The 18,119-nt window shown below is 38.9% G+C and carries 11 protein-coding genes; 4 read left to right on the top strand and 7 right to left on the bottom strand.

Annotated elements, in window-relative coordinates:
• Positions 1-32: 32 nt before the first annotated feature.
• From PTUN_RS01490 to PTUN_RS01480, 3 genes are all read right to left on the bottom strand, one after another.
• Complete coding sequence (locus tag PTUN_RS01490; protein ID WP_009837908.1) at positions 33-2,906, bottom strand: TonB-dependent receptor domain-containing protein; 2,874 nt, start codon at positions 2,904-2,906, stop codon at positions 33-35.
• A gap of 687 nt (positions 2,907-3,593) precedes the next feature.
• Entirely contained in the window at positions 3,594-6,719 is a 3,126-nt protein-coding gene (locus PTUN_RS01485) for a TonB-dependent receptor domain-containing protein (RefSeq protein ID WP_119081527.1), read from the bottom strand.
• Positions 6,720-7,332: 613 nt separating this feature from the next.
• Positions 7,333-10,206, bottom strand: coding sequence for a TonB-dependent receptor domain-containing protein (locus PTUN_RS01480; RefSeq protein WP_009837906.1), 2,874 nt, complete (start codon positions 10,204-10,206; stop codon positions 7,333-7,335).
• 452 nt (positions 10,207-10,658) lie between these two features.
• Between PTUN_RS01480 and PTUN_RS01475 the strand changes: the two genes are divergently transcribed.
• The gene (locus tag PTUN_RS01475) at positions 10,659-11,591 is read left to right on the top strand and encodes an AEC family transporter (protein ID WP_009837904.1); all 933 of its coding nucleotides are present in this window, start codon (positions 10,659-10,661) and stop codon (positions 11,589-11,591) included.
• Positions 11,592-11,646: 55 nt separating this feature from the next.
• On the opposite strand, the gene PTUN_RS01470 is transcribed toward PTUN_RS01475, so the two are convergent.
• Positions 11,647-11,868, bottom strand: coding sequence for a hypothetical protein (locus tag PTUN_RS01470; protein WP_009837903.1), 222 nt, complete (start codon positions 11,866-11,868; stop codon positions 11,647-11,649).
• 307 nt (positions 11,869-12,175) lie between these two features.
• Here PTUN_RS01470 and PTUN_RS01465 point away from each other — a divergent pair, with 307 nt between their 5' ends.
• Positions 12,176-13,531, top strand: coding sequence for an MBL fold metallo-hydrolase RNA specificity domain-containing protein (locus PTUN_RS01465; RefSeq protein ID WP_040643781.1), 1,356 nt, complete (start codon positions 12,176-12,178; stop codon positions 13,529-13,531).
• Between the two features lie 123 nt (positions 13,532-13,654).
• Here the strand turns inward: PTUN_RS01465 and PTUN_RS01460 are convergent, their stop codons facing one another.
• From PTUN_RS01460 to pdxR, 3 genes are all read right to left on the bottom strand, one after another.
• A complete protein-coding gene (locus PTUN_RS01460; protein WP_009837901.1) occupies positions 13,655-14,713 on the bottom strand; it encodes a site-2 protease family protein in 1,059 nt (352 codons plus the stop codon).
• A gap of 115 nt (positions 14,714-14,828) precedes the next feature.
• A complete protein-coding gene (locus PTUN_RS01455; protein ID WP_009837900.1) occupies positions 14,829-15,281 on the bottom strand; it encodes a hypothetical protein in 453 nt (150 codons plus the stop codon).
• A gap of 42 nt (positions 15,282-15,323) precedes the next feature.
• On the bottom strand, positions 15,324-16,808 hold the full coding sequence (gene pdxR / locus PTUN_RS01450; protein WP_009837899.1) for a MocR-like pyridoxine biosynthesis transcription factor PdxR: 1,485 nt from the start codon (positions 16,806-16,808) through the stop codon (positions 15,324-15,326).
• An 89-nt stretch (positions 16,809-16,897) separates the two neighbouring features.
• Here pdxR and PTUN_RS01445 point away from each other — a divergent pair, with 89 nt between their 5' ends.
• Together PTUN_RS01445 and PTUN_RS01440 are read left to right on the top strand one after the other, a co-directional pair.
• Positions 16,898-17,488, top strand: coding sequence for a GNAT family N-acetyltransferase (locus PTUN_RS01445; protein ID WP_009837898.1), 591 nt, complete (start codon positions 16,898-16,900; stop codon positions 17,486-17,488).
• Positions 17,485-18,111, top strand: coding sequence for an FMN-binding negative transcriptional regulator (locus PTUN_RS01440; protein WP_050760025.1), 627 nt, complete (start codon positions 17,485-17,487; stop codon positions 18,109-18,111). Before PTUN_RS01445 ends, PTUN_RS01440 begins: the two co-directional genes overlap by 4 nt.
• Positions 18,112-18,119: the final 8 nt, after the last annotated feature.

Genomic DNA, 18,119 nt, shown 5'->3' with positions numbered 1-18,119 from the left:
GCGGCATTTATACTAATGGATTGAGAAATTAATTAAAACTTCACATTCACACCAGCGGTAACACGACGACCAATTACATCATAATACGCGCCATCAACAAAAGTTGCTGGATGATACGGTGTTGTATTATCAGTTAAGTTTTGCACACCTAAGCGCAAGCTTACTTTTTCATGCACATTATAAGTACCGCTTAAATCAAACGTAGTGTAAGAAGGAATTTCATTATAATCATGATCTTCAATCGTCCAATCATTACGATCCATTACAGTACTATGACGGTAATTCGCGACTAAAACTAAGCGGAAATCATCATAGGTATAGCTCGTATTAAAACGCGCTCTCCAACGTGGACGAGTCTCTTCACCAGTATGAATACGGTTATCTTCAGCATTTCCTGTCGGGTTACGCTCACGATTGTCTAAATATGTCGCTACAAGCTTAAAGCCAAATTGACCAAAAGAAGTATCGTATTTATATACTGACTCAATATCTAGACCACTTAATTTTTCAACCGCAGCATTCAATGATGTTTCTAAGTAATCTGTAACTTCATGAGTGACAGGATCACGAGTAAATTTACCACAGAAAGGATTATCTAAACTATCAGAACGATAACAGTTTTCCATTGCGCTTTCATAATCATAGAAGCTAATTGCATCTTTGATTTCAAAGCTCCAGTAATCAGCTGTAATTTCAAAGTTCTCAAGGTAAGAAGGAGTATAAATTACACCAAATGTAATATCGTTAGATACTTCATTCTGTAATTCTGAGTTTCCACCTAGTTTACCCTCTAAAGAGCCTCCTGAACGCCAAGCATCTGAAGGCACCCAACCTGCAGGTATTCCATCTGCTGCACAATTTCGTGTCACTTGCTCTTTGTATTGATCTTCTTTGGCAATGGAATCAGCAGCGCAAGATTCTGCTCGAGTCGCAAATTGAGTACCCGTTGAAGAGTAAAGTTCATTCACATTTGGTGCACGAACAGATTGAGCCTTGGCAAAGCGTAAACGAACATCATCATTCACCTGCCATGTTAGACCAAGTTTATAAGCACTATCTGTACCTGTAGAACTGTAATCCATGTAACGGTATGCAAACTCAAAGTTCACCTCTTGAGCAAGATACTGATCTGCTAATATAGGTACTAGCACTTCAGTTGCATATTCTTTTACTGTTAATTCACCTTCATAAGGTAGGCCTGAATTACCAAAAATCAGCCCTTTACGAATACCAGTGCCTGGAGCTTCATAAGCACGCTCTTTACGCCAATCGTAACTAAACGCTGTTTGAACTGCACCAGCTGGTAAATCAAATACATCTCCAGTTACCGTTATACCATAGCTTGATTGCTTATGACCTTGCTCTGCTGTCGCAACTGTTGAATGGTAATCTAGTTGCTCTTGCGTTAAAGGATATTTACCTAACACATTTAAAGGAACACAACCTGCTTTACCTCCAACAACTTCACCTTTATCATTTCTTTCAGCACAAACAATGTTTCCTTTGAAATTTACTGCATCAAATCCATTTTCAACATTCTCCATTAATATTTCACCAAACCAAGATGTATCTTGCTTTAGCTCACCATGTTGTAAATAAGCAGAGTAAGTCCAGTTATCCGTTATCAAACCATCAATACCGATTGATGCACGAACGGTATTACGCTGCTGGTTGTATACACGCGGACCAAAATCATCACTTAGGCGACGCATTGAAATACTTTTTGCTCCCGCATCGTCCATTAATTTAGCTAAGTCATCTTTAATAAATGCATTGTCACGCTTAATTTGAATGCTACGGAAAAAGATTGGAGTGCTTTGACCAAAAGCCTCATTTTTAGCATAAGTGAAGTCAAAACTTAAATCATGATCTTCAGCTAGTTTTTGATTGCCTGCAAAATTAATTGTATGACGTGTAAGTGGTGTTCTAAAGAATTCATCTGCAGCATATTCAATACCATCACCAAAAGCGCCTGTATAGTAGTAGTTAGTTGGAGAGCCAGGTAAACCACCTTTAGGAAGGTAACCATCACCAGTATTAAATGGGCGAAGATTACCGGACTCATCAAAAGTCCACTGCTTTCCACCTAAGAAAAACTCACTCGACTCATCATATAGGCCATAATGGGCAGGTTTATTAACAATAACACGGCCAGGAATTCCATCTGTACCACTTGTATCATCTGGATTAGCAATCGTTCTTAATGGTTTATCCATGTACCACGATTTATCTGAACGTGCCATTTGCTTTTGCTCAGCATAATCATAGTTAAAAATAAAACCACCATCAGCGTATTCTTTACCAAACGTAAGAGAGCCAAATGTTTGATCGCCAGCACCTTCCGTTGGTCTTGTTGTTGAAAGGTCAAACTCAACACCATCAAAACTTTTACGAGTAATAATATTTACAACACCAGCAACAGCATCTGCACCATAAACAGCCGATGCACCACCAGTAGAGATTTCAATACGGTCAATAAATGATGTCGATATATTATTTAAATCAACAGCATTATCACCGGCCATACCACCGATAAAACGTCGACCATTAACTAATACTAAAGTTCTTGAACTACCTAGACCGCGTAAATCCGTTGTATTTAATCCGTTTGCATAAATCGTATTATTTGAATTTTCAGGGCTTAAGCCAACCTCAGCTGATGGCAGCTCCGCTAAAAAGTCGTTTACATTGCTGACACCTGCATTTTCTAATTCAACTCTGCCAATCACAATGACTGGTGTGGGTGCATCGGCGCTTAAACGCTTGATTTTTGAACCAGTAACCTCAATGCGTTCTACTTTCTCTGCTGATGTATCTTCAGCAGCAACAGCAAATCCAACCCCACTAATACCGCCCGCAAGCAATGCGGTTTTTATACCAATTGCTAATAAATTTAATTTTTTCAAAATGAATTCCCTGAAGTATCTAAATATTGTTATTTTTGTTAGCGAATGTGAATAATTATGTATAAATCTTACTAACTGTTCTTTTTTATCATATTCAGGGAGATTAAAAAGGGCCGCTCATCACAATAAACGCTTACATTTTTATAACAAAAAACACAAAAAAAACAAAGTGTTTAAATTTAACCTTTACTTTCAAGTTGTTACACAAAAATCAAAATAAACAACAATATAACCAACTGTTTACAAGAGACTTTTCATTTACAGTCATTTACAATTGAATTTGAACTGATTTGATCTTACCTCATCAGAACACTCTAAAAATTCGATTAATCATTCAGTAAATGCATAAACATGCAAACCTGTCTAAACATGGCTCTAAGCAATACATTAAGATTACTAAAAATAAACACTTAGGTTACTTGGTGCGCATTTATTAACACTAATACATTTAATGCGTGGCTCGTCAGAAAATACAATGTCAATTTAAATACATTACTAGAAACTAAAATCGCACATCTAATTACGGTAACCGGAGCGGATAAATCGGCTTGTCGGAGCTAATATAAAGAGACTTAGCGAATGACTTGAATATCTAAATAGGTAATATATAGATTCGGTTTTTAATAAAAATGCCACTCCCAGGTGAGCGGCATTTGATTAAAAAATAAGGACTCGATTCAGTATTTATTACAACTTAACAGTGATACCTAAGCTATAAGAGCGTCCAAACATCCAACGATTAACTACACGATGTAAACCTTTAGGTTGCCAATCACTAACATTATCAATTTTAGCTCGAAGACTAATGCTGTCCGTCAAATCATAAACAGCCCCCATGTTAAATGTAGTGTATGATGGGATTTCGCTGTAAGGGTTACCATCTAAATCTAAGTAATCATTATCATTTTTCGAATCAATATTACGTACACCACGACCTTGATAATCGAAATCAGTAAACACATGTAAATCATCTAATGAATAACGAATGCTAAAGTCACTACGCCAATCTGGGTTATTAAATTGACCGGTAGTATCGGTGAAATCAAAGCCGGTATTTGAAGTAGCATTTTTCTTTTGATTCATAGCACGTAACGTAAATGATAACTCGCCCGGAACGTCAGTAAGTAATGATCCAGCTAAAGGGTAATTCCTAAGTTCATTTACGTATTGAGCTGAATATTCATAAGCTTCAAACTGACGTAGCGCAGCATTTACATAACCAACTCGATAAGCATCATTTGCTGGTAGCTGAAAGTTTGCTTCGCGTGAAAAATTACTACAGAACTTATTTGGAAACTCGGTACTGTCGTAACACGCTTCCATTACATCTTGTAATTCAAAGCTAACAATAGCATCTGAAATATCGATTTTCACCCAATCAACTGATAAGTAAAGACCTTTTGCCCAGTTAGGTGAGTATAAAATACCTACATTGGACGTTTTTGCTTGCTCATTTTTAAGTAAATCATTACCGCCACTAAAACCTGAACGTGATGCATTCTCAGCTAAACCAACAAAATCCCCCGGGATCCCTTGGGCAGCACAATTTGCTTTACGAACATCTGGCGAAGGACCTTTTCCAATATGCTTTTGATCACATGGATCGCTTGCAAATGAAGTCCCCTCTAATACAGGTTGAAACAACTCACTTACTGAAGGTGCTCTCACTGTTTCAGAAACGTTAGCCTTGATGACTAAATCATCTGTTGGACGGAAATTCACACCAACAGCCCACACATCATCTTTACCTGAACGCGAATTATCAATTTGTCTGAACGATGCCTCTAGTGATAATGAGTTAACTAACGGGATATTCATATCACTTGATATAATAGGTAAATAGATCTCAGCAAACACATCTTCTGTTACATACTCACCTTCGGTAGAAGAATCAGCATTACCAGTTAGAACCCCTGTACCTCCAGAATAATAACCACCAAACTCAGTTCTTCTTTCATAACCGAATGCAGTCTCAAAATTACCAGCAGGAAGCTCAAATAAGCTACCACTCATAACAGCTTGAAATACATCTTGCTCAATTTTGGTCTTACCAGTGGTATTGTAATTAACATAGGATATTGCAGCTTCAGAGGCATCACCAAATGGATTTAATGGTGAACAACTTCCAGGCTTACCTAAAACAGATTCGATTCCTTTAAGACCGAAACCATTCGCCTTTAAATTATCATCATAATTAGGCTCATAATTAAATTTACAATCTAATTGGTTTGTATTTGGATTAATACCTACATCCATTGCTGCAAAGAAACGATGATCACTTACCGATGAGCCTTTATTATAAACAGAACTAGCACCTTTTTGATAAGAAACATTCCAAGTCCACTCGTCATTAAGTAACTCAAAACTTCCATCTAGTCCAACTTTGATACTATTAGTGACGGCTTCATTTATGATTTCGCGAACACCTAAATTAACCCAGCCTTTGTGTAAATAGAAATCCCCTTGTCCACCTAAATACCCTTCAAGAATATCTCTTGAAGATTGTGTTAAATATGGGTGAGATGTATTAAATTTTAATGCCGCACTTGTATCACCAAAAGCACCAGATGAATATTTACTTGCTTGATACCCAGAAAATGAAGAGTCTGAACGATTTGAAAAAGCAGTAATATTTAAGTTTAGATTTTCTGCTAACTCATAGTTAGTAATTGCTGTGAGATTATAACGCTCGGATCCAACTTGAGCATTCGTCGTTGCAGCTAAATCTAGACCATCACCACCAGATGCCCAAACAGCATTTCCTGTCGGATTGCCTGGGTTATAATTAACTAAGCCACCATTTCCTGCAGGATCAAACTGCCAAAATTGTCCATCATTCCAAGCCCCAAGACCACGATTTGTAATCGCTAATGGACCAGGAGAGACAAGTCCACTGAATGATAAAATTCCAGCTCTTCCATTACGAATAGCTTTAACTTGGCCCTTATTTTGTGTGCCATCGGGATTAAGTACAACATCATCACCAACTGGAGTATAACTTGATACTGAATCAGCTAACGATGCAACATCTTTTGTTTTAATAGTATCAGTTTCATTATACTCAAGTGCGAATACCACATTACCTTTGCCTTGACCTATATTGGCACCAAATAGTGCTCTCACTGATTTCTCATCAGCCCCAGTATCACCAACTGTTTTATAGTCGGCTGCAAATTCAGCACCTTCATAATCTTTTTTAAGAATATAGTTAACAACACCAGCAACAGCATCGGCACCATATATAGCTGCTCCACCAGCCTTAACAACATCAACCCTATCAATTAATGCCATTGGAATATTATTAGTATCAACTTGAAGACCGCTTGCACCACCGCCAAGTGGAGAAACACTCGAAACAAAACGACTACCATTAATCAATGTTAATGTTCTTTGAGAGCCCAAACCATAAAGATTAATTGTTCTTTGACCTAAAGCTTGACTATTTCCTTCTTCTCCTGCGGTAGTCGGTGTCAAACCTCTAGCAACACCAGGAATATCTAAAACTGCATCAGCTGCGTTTGTAAAACCACGATTTTTAATAAAATCCGCATCAACAACAGTAATTGGCTGAGTCGGCTCAAGCTCTGCGCGAGTTATACGAGAACCGGTAACTTCAATACGCTCAACTTGTTCCACTGAATCTTCTTCGGCAGCAGTTGCAAACCCACTGGCTGTAAACGCTCCAGCAAACAAAGCAGTTTTTATACTGATTGCTAATAAATTTAATTTTTTCAAAATAATTTCCCTGAAATATATAAATATTGTTATTTTTGTTAGCGAATGTAAGTAATTGTATATAAATATTACTAACAATCATTTTGTACCACATTCAGGGAGATTAAAAAGGGCCGCTCATCACAATTTTTTAAAACAATAAATTTACAAAATAAATACAAAAAAAAGTCGATATTATCATTTCATTATCATTTTATTATTATTTAGTTATTATTTTCATAACGTTATATTCAAACTAAAAAAAACAAAACAATAAAACTCAAAGTTTACAAAATTGTTTTTATTTACAGTCATTTACAATCTTATTTAAACTTTGTGCTCACTTATCATCAGGACACTCTAAAAATTCGATTAATCATTCAAAAAATGCATAAACATGCAAACCTGTCTAAAAATGGCTCTAAAAAACACATTAAGATTACTAAAAATAAACACTTAAGTTACTTGGCGCGCATTTATTAACACAGATACATTTAGTGCGTTGCTCGTCAGAAAATAAAATGTCAATTGAAATACATTACTAGAAACTAAAATCACACATCTAATTTCGGTAACAGGAGGGGATAAATCGGCTTGTCGGAGCTAAATATAACGAGACTTAGCGAATGGCTTGAATATCAAAATAGGCAAAATAGATTCGGTTTTTAATAAAAATGCCGCTCAGGTGAGCGGCATTTGTGTTAGTTATAAATTAAAACTTAACGTTAACACCCGCTGTAATGCGACGACCAATCACATCATAATAAGCGCCATCGGTGAAAGCTGCTGGATGATATGGCGTTGTTCTATCGGCTAAATTTTGCACACCTAAACGTAAATTAACATTGTCATTTAAGTTATAAGTACTGCTTAAATCAAACGTAGTGTATGACGGAATATCGTTATAATCGTGATCTTCAATCGACCAATCATTACGATCCATCACTGTGCTGTGGCGATAGTTTGCAACTAAAACAATGCGTAAATCATCTAAAGTATAACTCGTATTAAAACGTGCTCTCCAACGAGGACGCGCTTCTTCACCAGTGTGAACACGGTTATCTTCTGCATTACCCGTCGGGTTACGCTCGCGGTTTTCTAAATATGTTGCAACTAATTTAAAACCAAATTGACCAAATGCTGTATCGAATTTATAAACCGATTCAATATCAACACCGCTTAATTTCTCAACCGCAGCATTAAGTGATGTTTCTAAATAATCAGTCACTTCGTGCGTATTTGGGTCACGGGTAAATTTGCCACAAAATGGATTAACTAAGCTTTCAGAGCGATAGCAGTTTTGCATTGCGCTTTCATAATCGTAGAAGCTAATTGCATCTTCAATTTCAAAGCTCCAATAATCTGCAGTAATTTCAAAGTTTTCAATAAAGCTTGGGGTATAAACAACACCAAATGTGATGTCTTTTGATACTTCATTACCAAGTCCAATGTTACCACCGGTACTGCCTTGTAATGAACCACCTGAGCGCCAATCTTCAGATGGCGTCCAACCGACAGGAATATTATCGGCAGCACAGTTACGTGTTACTTGCTCTTTATATTGATCTTCTTTGGCGATTGAGTCTGCGGCACATGATTCTGCACGGCTGGCAAACTGTGTTCCAACTGACGAATATAGTTCACCTACGTTAGGCGCACGAACCGATTGCGCTTTGGCTACACGGAAACGCACATCGTCATTTACTTGCCATGTCAGACCTAATTTATAAGCGCTATCTGTGCCTGTAGAGCTGTAATCCATGTAGCGGTAAGCAAACTCAACATTGACCTCTTGCGCTAAGAATTGGTCAGCAAATACCGGCACCAATACTTCAGTTGCGTATTCTTTTACTGTTAACTCACCTTCATAAGGTAAGCCTGAGTTACCAAAGACTAAACCACCTTGAATTTTATTATCGGGTGTTTCATAGGCACTTTCTTTACGCCAATCATAACTAAAGGCTGCTTGCACAAAACCAGCCGGTAGTTCAAATACATCACCTGTTACCGTTACACCGTAACTCGTTTGTTTATGACCTTGTTCGGCTGTTGCAACTGTTGAATGATAATCTAATTGTGCTTGGCTTAACGGGTATTTACCCAATACATTTAACGGCACACATCCTTCAACAGCACCAATCACATTACCTTTAGCATCACGCTCAGCACATACTACATTGCCTTCAAAGTTAACTGCATCAAACCCTTTGTTAACATTGGCCATTAACACTTCGCCGTACCAAGAAGTATCTTGTGTTAACTCACCATGTTGTAGGTATGCCGAATATGTCCAGTTATCAGTAATTGCACCATCAAGCCCAATTGATGCTCGAATAGTTTCACGCTTTTGATTATAAATACGCGGACCAAAATCATCGCTTAAGCGACGCATTGAAATACTTTTAACTCCAGCGTCATCCATTAATTTTGCTAAATCATTTTTGATGAATGCATTATCACGGTTAATTTTAATGCTTCTGAAAAAAATTGGCGTGCTTTGTCCAAACGCTTCATTTTTTGCATAGGTAAAATCAACACTCACATCGTGATCTTCTGCAAAAGTCTGGTGACCGGCAAAGTTAACAGTATGGCGCGTCAATGGTGTGCGAAAGAACTGATCGGCAGCATAGGCAATCCCATCACCAAATTCACCGGTGTAATACCAGTTTTTAGCAGCACCAGGTAATCCACCTTTTGGCAATAAACCATCACCATGATTAAACGGGCGTAAGTTACCCGCTTCATCAAATGTCCACTGATTAGCGCCTAATAAGAACTCACTCGACTCATCATATAAACCATAGTGTGTTTGTTGATTGATTATAATGTTACCAGGAATACCATCGCTACCACTGGTATCAGCAGGGTTAGCAATCGTTCTTAATGGGCTATCCATATACCAAGATTTATCAGAACGTGCCATTTGTTTTTGGTCAGCATAATCGTAGTTAATAATAAAACCACCACTACCATACTCTTTACCAAAAGTGATTGAACCAAATGTTTGTTCACCAGCCCCCTCTAAAGGATTCGTCGTTGATACATCAACTTCAACACCTTCAAATGATTTACGTGTAATGATGTTTACTACACCAGCTACTGCATCAGCGCCATACACAGCAGACGCACCACCAGTAGAGATTTCAATACGGTCAATAAACGAAGTCGCAATGTTGTTTAAATCAACTGAGTTACCACCTGCTTGGCCACCAATAAAACGACGACCATTAACCAGTACTAACGTTCTTGAACTACCTAAGCCACGCAAATCGGTAGTATTTAATCCGTTAGCATAAATTGTATTGTTTGAATTTTCAGGGCTCAAACCAACCTCAGCTGATGGCAACTCTGCTAAAAAGTCATTTACATTGCTCACACCCGCGTTTTCTAATTCAACTCGACCAATTACGACAACCGGTGTTGGAGCTTCAGAACTTAAACGCTTGATTTTTGAACCGGTAATCTCAATACGTTCAACTTTATCTTCTGTTGCCGCTTGATCTGTGGCCATAACGCCAAAGCTTCCAAAAGCTCCAACACACAATGCGGTTTTAACCCCCATTGCTAATAAACTAAATTTTTTCAAAATGATTTCCCTGAAGTAATTTGAACTCGTTGTTTTTTGTTTAGTAAATATGAATAAATATGCTCAAGGCTTACTAACGGCTCTTTTTTACCACATTTGTGAATATAAAAAAGAACAACATAAATCACTGTTTATAAACAAAAAAATAACAATCGGTCAAATTTTGACAGCATCAAAGCCAATAAACCTTAAATTCAATGAATTGAAAATGTAAACAAATAGAAAACATTCACACCAAGCATTAACAAACGACAATGTCGTTTACGTTCATTTACACAAGATTTGGAACCTTCTAAATTTGCCAAGGTAACGAACCCCTAACTTAAAAAAATCCTAAACAAACATTGCATAAACATGTGATTTACAAAAGCGCGAAATATCTGCAGTTAAGGGTGTAATTCGGTCAAGTGAATGAGTCATAATAGCAACCGAGTAAATCCAAAGAGCTAGCTATGAGTGTTTTTTCTATTGTTTTCCCATTGATTTTTATTGTGTTACTCGGTTATGGCGCTGCTAAAACCCAGTTTTTAGAACAAATACACATTGCGGGGTTAAGCAAATTCACTTTTTATATCAGCGTTCCTGCTTTTTTATTTTTAAATATGGCGCAAGCCGACTTAGCACATAGCTTTAATAGCGCTACGCTTTGGGCTTTTTATGTGCCGGTTATATCCATTTTTTTATTAGGGGCGGTGCTTGACCGATACTTATTTAAAAAACAGCATCACAGAGCATCATCCCATGCGGTTTACGCCTTAGGCTGTAGCTATTCCAATACTGTTTTAGTTGGCTTACCCATTATTATTGCAGCTATGGGCAATGCGATGATAGGCAGTGTCTTTATGATCATTACTTTTCATAGCGCACTCTTATTTGCTTTAACTTTTTTACTGAGCGCAAAAGGGCAAGAGCAGGCCTTTTCTTGGCGCCAATTTGCAAAAACCATGCTACTTAATCCTGTGGTGATGAGCATCACATCAGGATTAATCATAAATATTCTTGGTATTACATTATTTAACGACTTAGCTATTGGCATTGAATTGCTTGCACAACCTGCGATTGCGAGTGCACTTTTTGTACTTGGATCTAATTTAGCGTTTTACCGGATTGGTGAAGATTGGCAGCAAGCTTTGTTAGCCAGCGTGATTAAAACTGTTTTATTGCCTGCTTTCGTCTTTGCCTTTGGCCACTTTGTGATAGCGCTTCCTCAAGATCAGCTTGCAATAGTAGTACTACTAAGTGCTGCACCTTTAGGTGTGAATGCTTATTTGGTAGCAAACCAAATTGGCCAACATCAAGCGACGTTAGCAAGCACAGTAGTGCTTTCAACCTTGCTCTGTGTTATTAGTTTTAGTGTGTGGTTAAGTATCTTACTGCCAAACTAAATATTCAATAAAACAAAAAACGCGCTGTAATAGCGCGTTTTATTTACTTTACAAATTAGTCGGCTCTGAATTTTGCCGCATCAATAATTGACCACAAATGTGCAATCGCACCAATAATTGGCGGCACAATAAGAAACCATAATGCATAACCACCTACTACAATAATTGCAAACATTAGCGCGGCTAAAATGCGGCCTTGTACTAGCTGGCCAAGACCAGGGAAAAATACATTACAAATAGCTGCGATTACATTACCGCCTGAACCTTGTCCTGACATAGTGACCTCTTTTTTTAATCATTGTTTTTAACTCAGTGAGCCCAATGCTCAAATATTGCTAGATAATAAAGTAACTTGCTACTAAGTTAAATTTTGTTTTTCATAGTTAAACCTAACACATTTCATGCCAAAAAATTAACTGTTTAAAAACAAAGACTAACAAAAGCATACTTTCATTTAGCTTTTTATTTTAGTCAAAAATCCAATTTATTGGCTAATTCCATCATTACAAATGAATAATTATTGCGCAAAATCAATCCCGCTTAGCAAATAACCCGTTATGCTGTTAAAAACAGGAGCTATCTTCATGCAATTACGTTTCTTAGGTGCAGCAGGCACAGTGACAGGTTCAAAATATCTACTTAACATTAATAATAAAACCATTTTAGTCGATAGTGGGCTTTATCAAGGTGTTAAAAATTATCGTGAACGCAATTGGGCTAAGCTACCCATTGATGAAAGCCAAATAGATGCCATTGTCCTTACGCATGCGCATATCGATCATTCAGGTTATCTGCCTGTAATCTATAAAAACGGCTATCGCGGTGCTATTTTTTGCTCACACGGTACCTTTAAGTTATGTGAAATACTCTTGCCCGATGCCGGTTACTTACAAGAAGAAGATGCCAAATACGCCAACGATAATCGCTTTAGCAAACACCATCCTGCAGAGCCTTTGTACACTGTTGATGATGCTAAGGCCTGTTTAAATCTTTTTACTCCCGTTGATTTTCACCAACATACCGAAATAGCCGATGGGGTATTTTTAACACTGCGCCACGCTGGGCATATTCTAGGTGCTTCGACTGTTGAGCTCGGCAATCAGCAAGATAACATTATATTTAGCGGAGACTTAGGCCGCCATGATGACATCATTATGCGCGCACCCGAGGCTATCCCTGCCTGTAATACCTTGGTGGTTGAATCCACTTATGGCGACCGTCGCCACCACCCAATTGATAGCCTCGAGTTTTTAGCCAATGCGATTAACGCAACACTCAAACGTGGTGGTATTTTTTTAATGCCGGCTTTTGCAGTAGGCAGAGCGCAGCTGATGCTGCATTTAATTCAAGAATTAAAACAAGCAGCGCTTATTCCTAATATTCCTGTTTATCTCAATAGCCCCATGGCGATTAAAGCCACCAGCGTTTATAACCACTTTAATAAAGAACACAAACTAACCGCAGAGCAGTGTAAAGCGATTGATGATGGCACTGAATATGTTAAAACCATGGAGCAATCGACCCTACTGATCAGCAAAGTGATGCCTGCAATTATTATTTCAGCCAGTGGCATGGCAACCGGAGGCCGTGTTTTACATCACTTAAAAAATTTACTGCCTAACGATAAAAATACGATCGCATTTTTAGGCTTTCAAGCTGCGGGAACTCGTGGTGAAGCGCTAGTCAATGGCGCAACACGTATCAAGCTGCATGGCGAATATGTGCCGGTAAAAGCTGAAATTTTGGCCCTTGATAACTTTTCAGCTCATGGCGATTATCAAGATATTATTGATTGGCTCAAACAAGCTGAGCAATTACCTAAAAAAATATTCATTACCCATGGCGAGCCAACAGCGAGCGATGCCATGCGCTGCCATTTAAAAGAGCAGCTGGGGATTGAAGCTTGCGTGGCAGAATATCTGCAAGAGGTAGAATTATAACAACCCTAAAAACAACAACGCAGCCTAGGCTGCGTTGTAATCGAATGAATGAATCAAAAATATAATCTCATATACTTATCTTTTAATTCAAAATGTTGATAAATCTCTTAGCCAGCAATGAAGTTAACTAGACAAAATCTTCATCGGTAACGATAAAATAGCACTTTGTGAATCAGCAAAGTGATAAATAATCGCAATATGCCCCGCCACTACCACGCAATACCACACTGCAGAAAATACCCGACCATAAGTATCTAAAGGGACCAAATGTGAAAAATGACGTTGACGCCACTCAAATACAACTTCGAGAGCCCCTAAAAACAAAAAGAAGACTAGTAGCGTTAAGCCAAATACGTAAGATATCCAAAGTCCCAGTGCTACACCCGCTAAACATACCGATAACCCAATCCATGAGCGCATTGAAAAACTGATACTTTTAAGGACGTGACCCCCATCAAGCGGCAACATAGGCAACAAATTAAACAAATTGAGTAAAGCACTTAATACTGCAGCACCAGCAAAAAGCTCAAGCTCGGTGGCGTAATACAGCACCAAACACAATATCGACATAAACAAGCCAAATACCGGGCCCATAATTGAAATCACCACATCTTGCCAGCGGGTGGTAATTTTTTCGTCCGAAACCGCAAGCCCACCGACAAATGGGATCAGATAAATCCCTTTAGTTTTAATACCAAAATACTTCATCGCTCGCACATGGCCGTATTCATGTACCACTAAACACGCCACCAGCACTAACGCAAATTCAAGGGTAAATAACCAGGCATAACCCGCTATCGAGGCGCCAGCTAATGCTGCTTTAATCACTTTAGCACTTTTAAATAACTTAAAACCCAGCGCCGCAAGGCCAAACCAACCTCTTTTTGCTGTAGCAGAATCACCTGTGACATTAATCAGAGGATATTGCACCCCTTCAACATACTCACCATTAACCGATAACTGCATTTTAACTGTGTCATTGTCAAAATCAGGCTGCAATACCATAGCAACATCATGGCCTTGCCCTTGATGTTCAACAGAAAATTGATGCGTCACTAACGTATCGGGCGCAGCAACCACTTCACTTTTTAATTCACTATTGGCAAATATTTTTTGAGTCAAATCAGGATAAAATTCAATGCGTAGCGCTTGGCCAAACATCTCAAGTTGTAATTGTTTCATGATATACAGCACATTTTTGTTGGTGCGCTATTGTAACTGGATTATTGAGAGGAAGAGAAATGTTTTGCCGCCTGAAGGTGAGTATCGCTACTCACCTTAGCACTTTACGACGATATTATTTACTGATAACAAAAAGTGCAGAGCTGCCGATGATTGTTGCAGGTTGATTATTTGACGCTGTTTTCTGAGTTAATCTAATTTGAGCTCGTAAGGGGTGAGTAAATTCTTTCATTTTCGACTCATCATCTTCATTGAGGAATATCTTCCATTGCATGGTAGCTTGGCCGCTTGCTGCGTTAAACTCACACGCTTTTTGATAATACCCTTGCTTTTCGATTAATACTGTAAACCCAGTTTTTGTTAAATAATGCAATGTGCAGCCATATAAGTTTTCAACGTTTGAGAAATTATCAATCGCGTAATTGAACGATACATTAATTGATTTATCACCCGAGCGCTCATGTGAAACATAGTCTACTTGCGCGGTACTTTTTTCTATTTGGCTATAATCAACCGATGCGCAACCCACTAGAGCTAATGATAAAATAGCCGCTATATAATTCTTCACTGTTATCTTCGTCCTTAAATAAAAATAGTGGGCCATAATACTTTAGACCCCATTATGAATACAAGGTATTGTTCTATAATCAAATAAATAACACATCATTAGTTTTAGCCCAGCTTTCATTTTATGCTCATCTTGCCCAGCAAAACCCAACCTAAGGTGAGTTGGCTCATCAACTTTACCAAGCACAAACTCATCTTCGCTCTGTAAATACAGACCTTGTGCTGCAAGCGCCTCTTTTACTCCGACCACCGAACGATTAACCTTAATCCAAAGCGCCATACCACCATCGGGAATGGTAAATTCAATCGGATAGCCCAAAGCTTGATAGTGCTGAAGTTCAGCGACCATCGCATTTAAACGACAGTGATACAACTTAGTCATGCGCCTTAGGTGACGCTCAAACGCGCCATCTTTCATCCAAAAAGCCACCGCTTGCTGCATCACAATATCGTTTTTATGATTAATAATTTGCTTAAGACCACAGAGCTGGGCAATAACCTCTGACGCAGCATGAATATAACCAATGCGGGCACCAGCAAACATTAACTTCGAAAAGGTTGACAGGTAAATCACACGCAAAGCAGGATCATCGGCCGCCATTGGCACTAAGGGCTGGCAGGCATAATGAAATTCATGGTCGTAATCATCTTCAATAATTACCACACCATACTCACAAGCAAGCCGATACAGCTGCATCCTTCTTACAATTGATAAAGTTACCGTCGTTGGATATTGATGCAATGGCGTTAAATACACTAATTTAATCCCACCGAGCTTTAATTGCCGTTCAAAATCATCAATACATATTCCTTCACTGTCTTGGGCTATTGCAACAAGGTTGGCCCCGCACTCCTTAAAAGCAGCCCGTGCCGGCGGGTAACCTAACACTTCAACAGCGACCTTATCACCTGGGTTAATAAAGGCTTTGGCAATTAAAAACAACGCCTCTTGTGAGCCATTGCAGATCATCACTTGTTTATTAGCATGATACTTAATACCCCTTGCACGCCTTAAATATTCGCTGACTTGATGTTTTAATTCGCTTGCCCCATCCGTCTCGCCATAGTGAAACGACGCAAGTTCTGTTTGCTGGCTAGCCTTTACTAAGTAGCGCTGAAATTCTCGATAAGGAAACACCACTAAATCGGGCAGGCCACCAGCAAAACAATACGAATACTCGGTTATTTTTAGCCTTGCTTGATACGGTAAAGGGCGAGCAAATTCAAACTGATGTATTTTGTGCGCATGTGTCGGTGCTGCTGCACGACTTTGCTCAATTGGCAACGCATGATTAACTCGATAACCCGATCGCTGCTGTGAGACTAACCAGCCTTCAGCGACCAATTCCGCCAGTGCATTCATTACCGTATGGCGATTCATTTTAAGTGCCGAAGCAAATTCACGCGCCGAACTGAGCTTTTGATTGGGTTGTAATAAACCACTTTTAATTGCAACGCGCAGCGCCTCAGCCAATTGTAGGTATTTTGGTACTGATGATGGGATCAATGTGAGTTCAAGAGGGTGCATTTTGGTCTAGTTAAAAAACAAAAACTGGTTGTTAACTTTATACCAGACTAACTCAATAATCTCTCCTCTATTTATTAAGGAGTCGCGATATGCAATTTGAGAAATCTACCTTATACACTGACAAAGTGGCATTAATACCACTGGAAGCTAATCATTTACCCCAATTATTAATCGCAGGGCAAGACCCAAAAATTTGGCAATGGCTGTTTGAAAATTACTGCCAATCAGCCGAAACAATCGAAACTTGGTTTACCGACACAGCCCAGTTTAATGCCAAGCAACAGCTAGTATTTGCCACGTTTGATAAAGCCAGTCAAACCTTAGTCGGCACCACTCGATTCTTTCGCTTGGACCCAATCAATCGTAGCCTGGAAATTGGCCATACTTTTATTAACCCACAATGGCAACGAAGCCACATTAATACCCACGCTAAATACGCCATGTTGCGCTTTGCATTTGAGCAATTAGGCTGTGTGCGTGTATCGATTATCACTAATCAACATAATCAACAATCGCGCAGTGCCATTACTCGTTTAGGCGCTCACTTTGAAGGAGTGATCCGAAAGATACGATTATTACCCAATGGTGAATACCGCAGTAGCGCTCAATTTAGTATCACAGATGACGACTGGCCAGATGTAAAACAAACTCTTGAATATAAAATGAAGGAGTCTCAATGATGTATCCACCAGCGCATTACCAATCAGATAATACCGCCTTGTTGAATACCTTAGTGGCTGAATTTCCGTTAGCAACCGTGATGTTTCAACAAGATAACAGCGGTTGGCCACATATAAGTCATTTGCCGTTTATTTGGCATGACGGCAAATTACTTGGCCATCTTAGCCGCGCTCACCCTCTTGCCTTGGAGCTCAACCGACAAGAGACAACCATAAAATTAATTTTTAATGGTCCAGATGGTTATATTTCCCCAAATTACAGCCAGCAAGAGCAAAAAGTACCAACCTGGAACTACGCCAAACTGGTAGTCGATGGCAGCGCAAAAAGTGTGAGTGAACCACAAGAAAAAATAGCGCTGATGACGGTTATCAGTGATCACTTCGAGCATCAACTAGCACAACAATTTGCCACCCAACCTTGGTTAATGAGTGCTCTATCTACGCCAAACTTAAGCGCTATGTTAAACGCAATTAGTGTATTTACTATTGAAGTAACCGCATTACACGGCCATTTAAAATTAAGCCAAAATAAATCTGCGGTTACGGTCGGGAAGATATGCCAGCAATTGACGAAGCATCAGCAACCCGCTTTAGCCAGAATAATAAAAATGGCGCAGGCTTAACTGCGCCA

The organism is Pseudoalteromonas tunicata (assembly GCF_002310815.1).
Lineage (GTDB): Bacteria > Pseudomonadota > Gammaproteobacteria > Enterobacterales > Alteromonadaceae > Pseudoalteromonas > Pseudoalteromonas tunicata.
The sequence above is the reverse complement of the archived record's forward strand: the minus strand, read 5'-3'. Positions and strand labels throughout refer to the sequence as shown.